At 58.9% G+C, this 13,527-nt stretch carries 14 protein-coding genes; 5 read left to right on the top strand and 9 right to left on the bottom strand.

The window, feature by feature from the left end:
• The first annotated feature begins 95 nt into the window (after nucleotides 1-95).
• From KUF73_RS05820 to KUF73_RS05810, 3 genes are all read left to right on the top strand, one after another.
• Nucleotides 96-437 (top strand): YbaY family lipoprotein, encoded by a 342-nt coding sequence (locus tag KUF73_RS05820; RefSeq protein ID WP_218437108.1) that lies wholly within the window; start codon nucleotides 96-98, stop codon nucleotides 435-437.
• Between the two features lie 152 nt (nucleotides 438-589).
• Nucleotides 590-988, top strand: coding sequence for a YbaY family lipoprotein (locus KUF73_RS05815; protein ID WP_218437107.1), 399 nt, complete (start codon nucleotides 590-592; stop codon nucleotides 986-988).
• Nucleotides 989-1,015: 27 nt separating this feature from the next.
• Nucleotides 1,016-1,705, top strand: coding sequence for a DUF4197 domain-containing protein (locus KUF73_RS05810; protein WP_218437106.1), 690 nt, complete (start codon nucleotides 1,016-1,018; stop codon nucleotides 1,703-1,705).
• A gap of 73 nt (nucleotides 1,706-1,778) precedes the next feature.
• Here KUF73_RS05810 and KUF73_RS05805 read toward each other — a convergent pair whose 3' ends face one another.
• From KUF73_RS05805 to KUF73_RS05795, 3 genes are all read right to left on the bottom strand, one after another.
• The gene (locus KUF73_RS05805; protein ID WP_218437105.1) at nucleotides 1,779-3,125 is read right to left on the bottom strand and encodes a Fic family protein; all 1,347 of its coding nucleotides are present in this window, start codon (nucleotides 3,123-3,125) and stop codon (nucleotides 1,779-1,781) included.
• A 179-nt stretch (nucleotides 3,126-3,304) separates the two neighbouring features.
• On the bottom strand, nucleotides 3,305-6,370 hold the full coding sequence (locus KUF73_RS05800; RefSeq protein ID WP_218437104.1) for an efflux RND transporter permease subunit: 3,066 nt from the start codon (nucleotides 6,368-6,370) through the stop codon (nucleotides 3,305-3,307).
• Between the two features lie 6 nt (nucleotides 6,371-6,376).
• The gene (locus KUF73_RS05795) at nucleotides 6,377-7,477 is read right to left on the bottom strand and encodes an efflux RND transporter periplasmic adaptor subunit (RefSeq protein WP_218437103.1); all 1,101 of its coding nucleotides are present in this window, start codon (nucleotides 7,475-7,477) and stop codon (nucleotides 6,377-6,379) included.
• A 93-nt stretch (nucleotides 7,478-7,570) separates the two neighbouring features.
• Between KUF73_RS05795 and KUF73_RS05790 the strand changes: the two genes are divergently transcribed.
• On the top strand, nucleotides 7,571-8,206 hold the full coding sequence (locus tag KUF73_RS05790) for a TetR/AcrR family transcriptional regulator (RefSeq protein ID WP_218437102.1): 636 nt from the start codon (nucleotides 7,571-7,573) through the stop codon (nucleotides 8,204-8,206).
• A gap of 92 nt (nucleotides 8,207-8,298) precedes the next feature.
• On the opposite strand, the gene KUF73_RS05785 is transcribed toward KUF73_RS05790, so the two are convergent.
• A complete protein-coding gene (locus KUF73_RS05785) occupies nucleotides 8,299-9,081 on the bottom strand; it encodes a class I SAM-dependent methyltransferase (protein WP_371135403.1) in 783 nt (260 codons plus the stop codon).
• A 93-nt stretch (nucleotides 9,082-9,174) separates the two neighbouring features.
• Between KUF73_RS05785 and KUF73_RS05780 the strand changes: the two genes are divergently transcribed.
• Nucleotides 9,175-9,795 carry an energy transducer TonB gene (locus KUF73_RS05780; RefSeq protein ID WP_218437101.1) on the top strand — a complete coding sequence of 207 codons (621 nt, stop codon included), beginning with the start codon at nucleotides 9,175-9,177 and terminating at the stop codon, nucleotides 9,793-9,795.
• 27 nt (nucleotides 9,796-9,822) lie between these two features.
• On the opposite strand, the gene KUF73_RS05775 is transcribed toward KUF73_RS05780, so the two are convergent.
• From KUF73_RS05775 to tsaB, 5 genes are all read right to left on the bottom strand, one after another.
• A complete protein-coding gene (locus KUF73_RS05775) occupies nucleotides 9,823-10,518 on the bottom strand; it encodes an extensin family protein (RefSeq protein WP_218437100.1) in 696 nt (231 codons plus the stop codon).
• Between the two features lie 2 nt (nucleotides 10,519-10,520).
• On the bottom strand, nucleotides 10,521-11,342 hold the full coding sequence (locus tag KUF73_RS05770) for an oxaloacetate decarboxylase (protein ID WP_218437099.1): 822 nt from the start codon (nucleotides 11,340-11,342) through the stop codon (nucleotides 10,521-10,523).
• 33 nt (nucleotides 11,343-11,375) lie between these two features.
• Nucleotides 11,376-12,236, bottom strand: coding sequence for a DUF72 domain-containing protein (locus KUF73_RS05765; protein WP_218437098.1), 861 nt, complete (start codon nucleotides 12,234-12,236; stop codon nucleotides 11,376-11,378).
• Nucleotides 12,236-12,541, bottom strand: coding sequence for a hypothetical protein (locus KUF73_RS05760; RefSeq protein WP_218437097.1), 306 nt, complete (start codon nucleotides 12,539-12,541; stop codon nucleotides 12,236-12,238). Before KUF73_RS05760 ends, KUF73_RS05765 begins: the two co-directional genes overlap by 1 nt.
• Before the next feature lie 234 nt (nucleotides 12,542-12,775).
• Entirely contained in the window at nucleotides 12,776-13,450 is a 675-nt protein-coding gene (tsaB, locus tag KUF73_RS05755) for a tRNA (adenosine(37)-N6)-threonylcarbamoyltransferase complex dimerization subunit type 1 TsaB (RefSeq protein WP_218437096.1), read from the bottom strand.
• Between the last annotated feature and the right edge of the window lie 77 nt (nucleotides 13,451-13,527).

Genomic DNA, 13,527 nt, shown 5'->3' with positions numbered 1-13,527 from the left:
CTGAACACAGGAACTCGCCTACACGGGATTCGCTCGCCTTGGCGGTATGCTGAACGCTCGTCATCTCCGACGATTCATTAGATAAGGAAATCCAAATGAGCAATGAACCCGTCATGAGCATCAGCGGCAAAGTGCATTACCTTCCACGAATCGGGCTTGAACCGAACTCGACGCTTTACGTCAGCCTGGAAGACGTATCTTTGGCCGACGTGCCTGCCAAACAGCTTGCCGCTCAGATCACATCGAATGCAGAGACCGCTGGTTTGGGCTTTAACCTCGTGTACTGCATTGCTGACGTCCTGCCCGGCCACACCTATGCAATCAAAGCGCAAATCAAAGTCTGCGACCGACTGGTCTTTACCAGCACTGAACATCCCCCGATCGAATTGGGTGTCAGCTACCTTCAGCCATTGGAAGTTCTGGTCGACCTCGCTTAAAGATCAGCCACCGAAATCGTTACGATTGAGCTTCAGCGCCTGACAATACGCCAGACGTTTGAAACATGTTGTTCGGCGAATTTACCGGCGTAATCCGCTAAATTGTCGTTGGCGTCAGTCTTCTTCAGGCGCCAATGACAAGGATATGCCTCATGAAAAAAATCACTCTCCTTGGGCTCACCGCATTATTGGGTGCCTGCCATTCCATGCAACCCGCGCCCAAGGCCAGCCTCGACGGCGAAGTCTTCTACCTGCAGCGCATCGCCCTGCCACCGACCGCGACCCTGAGCGTCAGCCTGCAGGACGTGTCCCTGGCTGACGCGCCGGCCGTGGTTCTCGACGAACAGCAAGGCCAGGTCAAAGGCCAGGTGCCGCTGCCGTTTCATCTGAGTTACGATCCGGCCCAGGTCAAACCGGGCCATCGCTATTCGGTCAGTGCGCGCATCGAGAACGATGGCAAGTTGTTGTTTATCACCACTGAACAACACGCCGTAAAACTCGACGGCAACGATCAGCAGCCACTGAAAATCCGCGTCGACGCTGTTCGCTAATCCACTATTTTGAACAAGGAAGCTGCCATGCTCCGCCCTACCCTTCGCTTCGCCGGCCTGTGTGCAGGTTTGATGATTTGCGCCAACGCCATGGCATTGTCCCTTAGTGACCTCTCGCAAAAAGACGCGACCGGTGGCCTTAAGGATGCGCTGACCCAAGGCGCACAACTGGCGGTGAAACAACTCGGCACACCGGGTGGCTTCAGCAACAACCCGGACGTAAAAATCGAACTGCCGGGCAAACTGGGCAAGGTCGCCAGCAAAATGAAACAGTTCGGCATGGGTGATCAGGTCGATGAACTGGAAGCCAGCATGAACAAAGCGGCGGAAACCGCTGTGGTCCAGGCCCAGCCAATCCTCGTCGATGCCGTGAAGAAAATGACCGTGGAAGATGCCAAGGGCATCCTCAGCGGCGGTAACGACTCAGCCACCCAATACCTGAACAAGACCAGTCGCGAACAGATCCGCGCCAAGTTCCTGCCCATCGTCAAGCAGGCTACCGACAAGGTTGGCTTGGCCCAACAGTACAACTCGTTCGCCGGACAAGCCGCAACAATGGGTGTAGTGGATGCGAAGAATGCCAACGTCGAAAATTACGTGACCGAGCAGGCGCTGAATGGCCTGTTCGAAATGATCGGCAAACAGGAAGAAACCATCCGCAAGAACCCAGCGGCTGCAGCGACCAGTTTGGCGAAAAAAGTGTTCGGCACTCTGTAAATATCATCTGTAGGAGCTGCCGCAGGCTGCGATCTTTTGATCTTGCTCTTAAGATCGCAGCCTGCGGCAGCTCCTACGGGGTTCCGCGTAAAAAGAACACCCACTCCCTGCCCATCTTCCGTTTCTCGAACAGGTTCAGCTCAACTAATCCGTTCAACATCGACGTCGCTGTCTTGTAGGAACACCCCAAATGTTCCTTCACGTTGTCTGCCGTAAACTCCTTGGCCATCCCACTCTTGGCAACTTGATAGACCGTGCGCTGCTTCTCTGTCAGCCGGTCAAAAAAACCTGACGCTGACAACCATCGATCAAAGCGCTCTGCATTGATCAAACTTTTCCGGTATGCCTCGGTAAAGCCCCCGACAGCACGCAAAATCACCGAGCACTGGAAATCGATGAAGTACGTCAAGTCGAGATCATCCGCTTCGGTATTGAGATACGAACGCCCATATTTCACCGGCGCATTGCGCAGCAGGATGCTGATCGCGATATAGCGAAACGCCGAGAAGTCATTCTTGAACATGAACCAGTAAAACAACGCCCGCGCGACGCGCCCATTGCCATCGCGAAAAGGATGCTCATAACCCAGAGCAAAATGCAGCGCGATGCCCTTGATTAATGGATGCAGGTAATCCACTTGATCGGGATCGTTGTGGGACTGATTGATCCACGTCGACAAACTCTGCAACCGTTGCGCGAGGCGTGCTGCGGGCGGCGGTACATGAACCGTGTTGCCCTCGCCATCCTGCACCACCACGTCGTCATTGACCCGCAACTCACCTGGCGAATACTGCGCATCGTCGATGCCTGCAACGCCAACGCTATGCAGTGCCACGATCAACTCGATACTCAAGGGTTCGTAACGTTTTTCCCAGGCGAAATTCATCATCTTGTAATTGCCGATCACCATTCGCTCGTCCGGTGTACGCGGCAGTCGATGGCGCTTGAGCATTTCCTTGGCCACACGGGTCGTGGTCGCCGCGCCTTCGAGTTGGCTGCTGCTGATAGCTTCGTCTTCGATCAGGTCATTGAGTAAATAGCTGAAATGCGCACGCTCACCAATCTGGCTGGTCATGTACTCCAGCGCAGCAGTGGTGGCTTGGCGGTCGACCGCTGAAATAGCTTTCTGTGCGACCGGTGTAAGCAGGAATTGGCCCCACGCAGTGGGCTCACCCAGCGGCAGAAGGCTGGCGTACTGCGCGGCTCGGGCCTTTTTGACCAAGGCCCAGCACAGGTTCGAATCCAGCCCCGGCGCCCAGCGATAGCGCAACTCATCGAACGGCAGGTAACGTCCCTGATCGTCCAAAGGCTTTAGCAGAGCGAGATAGTCCGCGAGGCGTTCCTTGTGCGGAGATTGCCCCAGCCGATCGAATACCGGGTCGGACCGGCCCTTCAACAAGGGTGGTTTTTTCGTTGGCACGGTACTCAAACACTCATATGACTGAGTTTTGAGTACACCATTTAGCCCCTAGCCTCTCAATATCAGACCGTTCCGAAATAAATGTAGGAGCTGCCGCAGGCTGCGATCTTTTGATCTTGTTCTTAAGAGCAAGATCAAAAGATCGCGGCCTGCGGCAACTCCTACAGTGGCGTGTTGGATTACGCCGGTTCTTTTTTGACTCTGAACCACGCCGCATACAGCGCTGGCAAAAACAGCAACGTCAGCGCCGTTGCCACAATCAACCCGCCCATGATCGCGACGGCCATCGGCCCGAAGAACACACTGCGCGACAGCGGGATCATCGCCAGCACCGCCGCCAGCGCCGTCAGCACAATCGGCCGGAACCGTCGCACCGTCGCTTCGATAATCGCCTGCCAAGGCTTCAACCCGGCAGCGATGTCCTGCTCGATCTGGTCCACCAGAATCACCGAGTTACGCATGATCATTCCCGACAAGGCGATGGTCCCAAGCATGGCCACAAACCCAAACGGCTGACGGAACACCAGCAGAAACAGCGTTACGCCGATCAGCCCTAACGGCGCTGTCAGAAACACCATCGCCGTGCGTGAGAAACTGCGCAGTTGCAGCATCAGCAACGTCAGCACCACCACGATGAATAGCGGTACGCCGGCCTTCACCGAGTTCTGCCCCCGCGCCGAATCTTCTACGGTGCCGCCGACATCCAGCAAGTATCCATCGGGCAGTTCGGCACGAATCGGATCGAGCGTCGGCATGATCTGCTGCACCAGCGTCGCCGGTTGTTCCTTGCCATAGATGTCGGCGCGGACAGTCACGTTGGGCAGACGGTTTCGGTGCCAGATGACGCCTTCTTCGAAGCCGTACTCCAGCGTCGCGATCTGCGACAGCGCCACGCTGCGACCGTTATCAGTCGGCACCGCGAGGCTTGGCAGCAACGACAATTCGGTGCGCTCATGCAACGTGCCGCGCAACAGGATCTCGATCAACTCGTTGTCTTCGCGGTACTGGCTGACGCTGGAACCGGTCAGTGAACTCTGCAAAAACTTCGACAGATTCGCCGTGGTGACACCCAGAGCCCGCGCACGGTCTTGATCAACGTTCAGGTACACGACTTTGCTCGGTTCTTCCCAGTCCAGGTGGACGTTGACCACATGCGGGTTTTCCCGAACCTTGGCTGCGACTTTACGTGCCAGTGCGCGAACTTCCTCGATGTGCTCACCGGTCACCCGGAACTGCACCGGATAACCAACGGGCGGACCGTTTTCCAGACGCGTCACCCGCGAACGCAGGGCCGGGAATTGTTCGTTGAGGGTTTCGATCAGCCACGTGCGCAGGGTTTCACGCTCCTCGATGGTTTTAGCCAATACGACGAACTGGGCGAAGCTTGCTGCGGGAAGTTGCTGGTCCAGCGGTAGGTAGAATCGCGGCGAGCCGGTGCCGATGTAGGCCACGTAGTTGTCGATCCCGGCCTTGTCCTTGAGCAGCGCTTCAAGACGTTTGACCTCTTCGGCGGTGTTGCTCAGGGAAGCGCCTTCCGCCAGTTTCAGGTCAACCATCAATTCCAGTCGCCCCGATGCAGGGAAGAACTGTTGTGGCACAAAGCGGAACAACACGATGGACGCAATGAACAATACAACGGTCAGCGTGATGACCGTTTTGCGCCAGCGCACACACCACTCAACCAGGCGTCTGACGCGCTGATAGAACGGTGTGCCATAAGGATCGGGTTGGCCCGTTCCGTGTTTGGCGGCGTGAATTTTCGCCAGGTCTGGCAGGAGTTTTTCCCCGAGGTACGGTACAAAAACCACGGCCGCTACCCATGATGCGAGCAACGCAATGGTCACCACCTGGAAGATCGAGCGGGTGTATTCACCGGTGCCTGATTGCGCGGTGGCAATCGGCAGGAAACCCGCGGCAGTAATCAGCGTACCGGTGAGCATCGGGAACGCGGTGCTGGTCCAGGCATAGCTCGCCGCTTTGACCCGATCGAAGCCCTGCTCCATTTTGATCGCCATCATTTCCACGGCGATGATCGCGTCGTCCACCAGCAAGCCCAACGCCAAAACCAGTGCGCCGAGGGAAATCTTGTGCAATCCGATGCCGAGGTAATACATGCAGGCAAACGTCATCGCCAACACCAGCGGAATCGCCAACGCGACCACCATGCCGGTGCGCACGCCGAGGGAGAAAAAACTCACCAGCAGCACAATCGCCAAGGCTTCCACCAACACTTGGACGAACTCGCCGACGCCGGTTTTTACTGCGGCCGGTTGATCGGAAACCTTGCTCAGTTGCATGCCGGCCGGGAGGTTTTTCTGGATGCGGGCGAATTCGATTTCCAGGGCTTTGCCCAGTACCAGAATGTCGCCACCGTCCTTCATGGCCACGGCCAGACCGATAGCGTCCTGAGCCATGAAGCGCATGCGCGGTGCCGGTGGGTCATTGAAACCACGGCGTACGTCGGCCACGTCAGAAATACGGAACGTGCGATCACCGACGCGTATCGGAAAGTTTTTTATCTCATCGACTGTCTGAAAATTCCCCGAGACCCGTAGCTGCAATCGCTCGCTGCTGGTTTCGAAAAAACCGGCGGTGGAGACCGCGTTCTGTTCTTCCAGTGCCTGCTGCACCGCGGCCAATGGCAAACCGAGGGTGGCGAGTTTGACGTTGGAGAGTTCGATCCAGATTTTTTCGTCCTGCAACCCGAGCAGCTCGACCTTGCCCACATCCTTGACCCGTTGCAGCTGGATCTGGATACGGTCGGCGTAGTCCTTGAGCACGGCGTAGTCGAAGCCGTCGCCGGTCAGCGCATAGATATTGCCGAACGTGGTGCCGAATTCGTCGTTGAAAAACGGCCCCTGAATGCCTGGCGGCAAGGTATGGCGGATGTCGCTGACCTTCTTGCGCACCTGATACCAGAGGTCCGGGATTTCCACGGAGTGCATGGAATCGCGCGCGATGAACGTCACCTGGGATTCACCCGGTCGGGAGAACGACACAATGCGCTCGTACTCGCCGGTTTCCATCAGCTTCTTTTCAATGCGCTCAGTGACCTGCCGCGAGACCTCCTGCGCCGTCGCACCCGGCCAGTTGGTGCGGATCACCATGGCTTTGAAGGTAAACGGCGGATCTTCGCTTTGGCCGAGCTTGGTGTAGGACAGCGCGCCGACGATTGCCAGCAACAGCATCAGGAACAGTACGATCTGGCGATTACGCAGCGCCCATTCGGAAAGATTGAAGCCCATCGGGGATTACTCCTTGTCCGCCAGATTGACCACGCGGTTGGAGCGATCCACCGGGCGCACGGGCTGCCCGTCCAGAAGCACATGGACGCCAGCGGCCACCACCCAGTCGCTGGCATTGAGACCTTCAAGCACCGGAACGGTTTTTTCACCGAAGGCGCCGATCCGCACCGGAGTCTTCTTCAAGGTGTTGTTGGCGCTGACGACCCAGACGTAGGTCACGCCGTTTTCCGCGGTCAACGCCGACAGCGGCACCGACAACGCAATCACTTCGGCGGTCTGCACGAACACCCGGGCGCTCTGCCCAAGTTCGGCAGGAACCTTGCCGCCGGTGAATGCAATGCGGGCTGCGAACGTGCGGGATTTCGGATCGGCCGACGGCGACAACTCGCGGATGTGCCCGGCGAAGCGCTGATCCGGTTGCGTCCACAACTCCACCGACACCGGCTGGCCGACTTTGAAGCGGCCGAAGCTCTGCTCCGGCAGGCTGATTAACACTTCACGCTCGCCATCGGTGGCGAGGGTAAACACCGTTTGCCCGGCCGCCACCACTTGCCCGACTTCCACCGCGCGCATCGCTACCACGCCATCCTGCGGCGCACGCAGCACGGCGTAACTGGCCTGATTGGTCGAGACGTTGAATTCGGCTTTGATTTGCTTCAGGCGCGCTTCACCGGAGCGGTAAAGGTTTTCGGCGTTGTCGTACTGCGAATGGCTAACCAGTTGACGGTCCATCAGGGTCTTGTAGCGATCGCGTTCGGAGCGCACCAGATTGAGGTTGGCTTCAGCGGCGGCAACCTGGGCGCGCGTGGCTTCCAGTTGCAGGCGCACGTCCTGGGGATCGAGTTCCGCCAGCGGTTGGTCGGCCTTGACCCGCTGCCCTTCCTCGACCAGTCGTCGGCTGACTTTGCCGCCAATGCGAAACGCCAGATCCGGCTCGTAACGGGCGCGGACTTCACCAGGATAGCTTTCCATCGCCTGCGCCGAAGGCTCTGGCTGGACCACCATGGCCGGTCGAATGCTGACTTGAGGCGCCTCTTCGTGACCACACGCAGTCAATAAAAACGCCAGACTGACTGGCAATGCGAGGGGCAAGGCATAGCGGAACATGGTGAAGGACCTTTCGCTAATGGTGCTTGGAATAATTATACTGGCCAGTATGTTATTAATAGCAAACTCACCAGTCCAGTAATAAAAGCGAATATGCCGAACAATCTTTCAGCACCTAACGGCCCGGGCCGTCCCAAGGATCTGGCCAAGCGCCAGGCGATCCTCGATGCGGCGAAAACTCTGTTTCTGACCAAGGGTTACGCCAGCACCAGCATGGACGCCGTGGCGGCCGAGGCCGGTGTGTCGAAGCTGACCGTCTACAGCCATTTCAACGACAAGGAGACGCTGTTCTCCGCCGCCGTGGTGGCCAAGTGCGAAGAGCAGTTGCCGACGCTGTTTTTCGAGTTGCCTGACGGCGTGGCCGTGGAAGCCGTGCTGCTGAACATCGCGCGCGGGTTTCATCAGCTGATCAACAGCGATGAATCGGTGAACCTGCATCGATTGATGATGACGCTGGGGAGCCAGGACCCGAAACTCTCGCTGATCTTCTTCGAGGCTGGGCCGCAGCGCATGCTGCATGGCATGGAACGCTTGCTGACCAAGGTCGATCAGAGTGGCGCGCTGAGCATCGACAAACCGCACAACGCGGCGGAGCACTTCTTTTGCCTGCTCAAGGGTGCGGGGAATTTTCGCTTGTTGTATGGCTGCGGCGAGCCGCTGACCGGAGAGGCGGCCGAGAGCCATGTGCAGGAAGTGGTGGCGTTGTTTATGCGGGCTTATCGGCCTTGATTCAGCGCTGTCTGCAAAAAGATCGCAGCCTTCTGCAGCTCCTACATCGGGCGATGCAAACCCAATCCTGAGCTGCCGCAAGCTGCGATCTTTTAAGGCTTGAGCGCCTTTTTCGGATAAATGTCATACCGGCTGGATTTACCATCCAGCGCATGACTCGGCTTCGGCCCTTGAATGCACGGTGCCTTGCGCGGGCGCTTGACCACCACGCGGTGGCTGGCCAGGGCCAGTGCGGCTTCAAGCAACGCCGGCGCATCAGGATCATCACCCACCAGTGGCCGGAACAGGCGCATTTCCTTCTTCACCAGCGCGGTTTTTTCACGGTGCGGGAACATCGGGTCAAGGTAGATCACCTGCGGTGGTTCACCTTCCCAGTTGCGCATCACCTCAATCGAGTTGCCCTTGAGCAGACGCATGCGCGCCACGATCGGCGCCACGTCAAAATCTTCCGCGCCACGCTCCAGGCCATCTTCGAGCAAGGCACCAATCAGCGGCTGACGCTCGATCAGGCTCATCTCGCAACCCAGGCTGGCCAGCACGAACGCATCCTTGCCCAGGCCTGCCGTGGCATCCAGAACGCGCGGACGCACGCCTTGGGCGACGCCCACCGCCTTGGCAATCATTTGCCCGCTGCCACCGCCATACAACCGACGATGCGCCGCGCCACCTTCGACGAAGTCCACCCGCACCGGGCCTGGCGCGTCCGGCCCCAGCTGTTGCAGCTGCAAACCCTGCTCACCCACCTGCAAGGCAAACTCGCCGTCAGTCACCCGCAACGGCAACCCCAGGCGTTCGGCCCATTGCTCGGCTTGTGGCTCGAAAGCCGCACTCAGGGCCTCGACATGGATGCGGCAGGCCGCAGGTTGATCAATCATCAGAAAACACGCTCAAAAAATTAATGATCGGCAAAAACGGCCGATAACAAAACTATCGAGCATTTTGCCAGACCTGAGCGTCGACCGAGAGCAATGTCAGACATTCAACCCACATTCACAGGTTTTATCTCGCCCTACGGCGACTACAACCTGCGAAACACCCAGGCCCTGAGCGGCGTCAGTCACATCTGGCAGGATTTCTTTGCCCGTGCGCTGGCCGAACAGTCGGGTGATGTGCTGCCTGAATCGCTGAACTTCCCACCTGTCGATCTCGAAAGCCCTGTTGAACCCACCGTTGGCAGCGACTTGCTCGCGCATATCGTGTCCCAGCGTGAATGCGATGTGACGGACACTATCGTTCGCCCACCCGAGCCGCTGTTCCTGCCAATTGCCGAGTTCGAAATGGACCTGGCCGACAAACCTTTCCCACCGTTCCCGCCGCAAGAAATCGCGGCGCAGCAAAAACAACAGAACTTCGAAAGCGGCTGGGTACGTCCGATCGTGTTGACCGCCGGTCAGCCAGTGCCAGCAGCCGGCCCGGCACCACAACCGCGCCCGTTGCACTTGCCAATTGCCGAGTTCGACCTCGATCTGCTGGACAAGCCTTTCCCGCCGTTCTCGCCTGAAGAACTGGTTGAACAACAGAAACAACTCGATTTCGATAATGGTTGGGCGCGCCCGATCATCCTGCAGAACCTGCGCCTCGCTGCCTGACCCTCGGCGATCGCCTCTGCGACCTCCTTACCTACAAAGCCACCAGGGCCCCACATCCACATGAAAGTGGTTGCGATGGGCAGCGTTGTAATCCGGGCTCAACACCACACTGAACAGGTCGCAGGCGCCATCGCGAACCCGTCTTAGAAACTGCGCATCGCGGTTGTCCTTTGGCCAATCCTTGAGCACGCTGATGGTTCGGCCATCGGCCAGGCGGAAACCGGAGATATCCAGCGCATTGGCCGAAGCATGCTGGCTGAGCCTGCCGGTCTCGCGGCCGTAGACATTACGGCAGGCGAAACTGCCAAGATGATCGACCCGCGTGACCGCTTGCCCATAGATCGCCTGCGCGGCGGGTTGCAGCGCGTGACGCTCGAACAGTGCAAAGGACACCGCCAGGCGACAACTGGCGAGAAAACTGCTGCTCAGGGCCACGTCGCCACCTTGTACACGCAGGGCATCGGTTAACGGGCATTTGGCGTCAGGATTGTTGGCCTGGCGGATCACGCGTAATCCGGAGCTGCTCAAGGCCTGCGTGCATAGCTGCGGATCATCGCGCAGCCGCATCAGCTTGTAGCGGGTCAACAGGTTCGGAGCCGCCTTCACGTCCAGCGGTGCCCAGGGATTCCATTGCGGCGGCAACGAGACCCAACCGCGCCAGACACTCACCGTCGCCGCGCCCATGATCAATGCCAGCACCGACAACACTCTGGCAAATCGCATGTTCAGCCTTTGAACAGTGAGTTGGCCTGCTGGAACGGCATGGAGCGGGAGGTGAAGCTGAACGTGCCCGAATCGCGGATCTCTTCGGCGGCGCGGAAAAATTCGCCATAGGCCGCCAGTGCCAGCGCTGAACCGACACTGATGCGTTTGACGCCCATTTCGCTCAACTGCTGTACCGTCAGTTTCAAGCCGCCGGACATCAACACGTTGACCGGTTTTGGTGCCACGGCACGCACCACCGCCAGTACGTCTTCAGCGCTGCGCAGGCCCGGCGCATACAGCACGCCGGCACCGGCTTCGCCAAATGCCTGCAAGCGGCGAATGGTGTCGTCGAGGTCGGGATTGCCATGCAGAAAGTTCTCGGCTCGCGCCGTCAGCGTGAAAGGGAACGGCAAGCTGCGGGCGGCAGCGACGGCGGACTCGATGCGTGCCACGGCATGCTCGAAACAGTAGATCGGGCCTTCTTCACGGCCCGTGGCGTCTTCAATCGAACCACCGACCGCGCCGACTTCTGCGGCCCGTAAAATACTTTTTGCGCAGTCCGCCGGGTTGTCGGCAAAACCGTTTTCCAGATCGACCGCGACGGGCAGGTCAGAGGCCGCGACAATCGCCTGAACGTTCATCAAGGTGTCGTCCAGGGACAGCCCGCCATCGGGACGCGCCTTGGAAAAAGCATAACCGGCACTGGTAGTCGCCAGCGCCTCGAAGCCCAGGCTGGCGAGCATTTTTGCCGAACCGGCGTCCCACGGATTGGGAATGACGAAGGCACCGTTGCGCTCGTGCAGGGCTTTGAAGGCTTGGGCTCGAAGGGTTTGCGCGTCCATTGGCAGGCTCCTGGAAAGGGGAACGAATCCGCTTCAGAGCAGGCCAAGTTGCTCCGCGGAGGGTTCTCTGTATAGCTCAGGCAGCGCTGGCAAGCCAGGCAAACGCAGCATCAATCTGGCGTGGAAACGTTGCGCCAGTTTCGCTGCCAGCACGTTGTCGGCGGTGTGCAGGAAGATGTACGGCGTGCGGCCCTCTTCGATCCACGCGGCGATTTTCTCCACCCACGGCTCAAGAAACGGATCATTGGCCTCCAGTTGCGGATGACCGATAAAACGTACCTGCGGAAATTGCGTAAACGCCGCCGGGCGTGTCGGAACCCTGGGCTTTTTCGATTGGGCGTGGAGCACCGACGCATCGGTCGAGGTGCAGCTAAAAAGCGCGCGCGGATCGAGGCAAATGCGCTCGACGCCGCGATCAAGCAGCAAGCGATTGAGCCTCCGCTCGCTGTCACCCTTGGCGAAGAAATCGTCATGCCGCACTTCCACCGCCAATGGCCGCTCCAGGGCATCGATGAACCCGGCCAGCTCGGGCAAGCGTTGTGGTGTAAAGCTTTTCGAGAGCTGCAACCACAGCGGCGACACTCGCTCACCCAGAGGGCTGAGCAACCGGGTGAAGGTTTCAGCGGCGGTCAGTTGTTCGCGCAGATCCCCGCCGTGGCTGATGTCGCCGGGGAACTTGGCGGTGAAGCGAAAGTGCTCGGGCAGGGTTTCGGCCCAACGTTGCACGGTGCTGGCAGCCGGACTCGCGTAGAAGGTCGTATTGCCTTCCACGGCGTTGAATACTTGAGAATAAAGATTTAGAAATTCGGCGGGTTTGGCGTCGGGCGGATACAGGTAATCGCGCCAGGCGTTTTCACTCCAGGACGGGCAACCGAGGTAGTAAGGCAGCAACATCAGATATACAGGTCGAGACCCAGCACTTCCGCATCCCAATCGACGAAACCGGCGGTGCTCAGGTAGCTGGCCAGGGCCATCGCCACACTTTTGCTCATGGCACGGTGGTAAAGCATGTCCTGCTGACGGGCGGGAAGATTGCTCAGTTTTTGCGCAGAGGCTTTGGCGGCACGGGCGGCCAGTTGCTCTTCGGACGGAAACTCCAGCTCGCCTTCGATATCGACAGACTCGTCTTCCACCACTGAGCCTTTGCGGGGCTTGCGCTTGATGGGGTAGGACTGAGAGGAAACGCCGTCTATACGCATAAGTGCATGCTCGGTATCAGTGATGGCAGTTTAGTGGCGCATATCCCACTTCGCAAACAGCCGAGTGATAACTAGAACACATAAAAAGCAAAAGGTTTAAAAGCCGGGGTTAGAAACTGACGATTGGCTTGTCAATGAGATCGTCTTCGGGGGCAAGCCTCGCTCCTACAAGGTTTTGCGCAGGCCTGTAGGAGCGAGGCTTGCCCGCGAATAGTTTGACACGGTACCGAGTATTCACCGCGCCTTGGGCGTCGCGACTTTATCGCGCAGATAAACCGGCTGCGCTTCATCGGCCACGATCGCCTCGCCACGCGCCCAGGCGAACCGCGCCAGGGTCAGCAAGTCTTCGGCATGGGGCAACATGCCCGCGTCGTGGCCACTCAGGTTAACGGCGATGCGCTCGGCATACCCCCAACCGGTGCCCGCGCCAAACCATTCGCCGCTGGCATCTGTCGGCAATGCCGCCACTTCCGGTGGCAACACGGCTTCAGCGCCCGCCAATCGCATCTCCCCCGCCGTCTCGCGGTAGCAACCCCAATACACTTCGTCCATCCGCGCATCGATGGCAGCCGCGACTTGATGGGCACCATGCTCGCGATAAGCACGCTGGGCCAGCACTGCCAGGTTCGACACCGGCAACACCGGGCGATCCAGGGCAAACGCCAGGCCTTGCACCACACCGATGGCGATGCGCACGCCGGTAAATGCGCCCGGCCCACGGCCGAAAGCGATGGCATCGACCGCTTGCAGCGTGGTGCCGGCATCGGCCAGCAGTTGCTGGATCATCGGCAGCAACTTCTGCGCATGCAGGCGCGGGATCACCTCGTAATGGCTCGTGACTTTGCCGTCATGCAGCAAGGCAACGGAGCAAGCTTCAGTCGCGGTGTCCAGGGCCAGCAAGGTACTCATCGATGTTTCCGTAAGAGAGGTCAGAAAAAAGTGCGTCAGTATAAACAACTACGGCCCGCAAGCGGGCCGTAGAAGAT

Origin of the sequence: Pseudomonas sp. PD9R (assembly GCF_019200975.1) — a bacterium.
Lineage (GTDB): Bacteria > Pseudomonadota > Gammaproteobacteria > Pseudomonadales > Pseudomonadaceae > Aquipseudomonas.
Note: the sequence above shows the minus strand (reverse complement) of the source record. Positions and strands in the feature narration are given on the sequence as shown.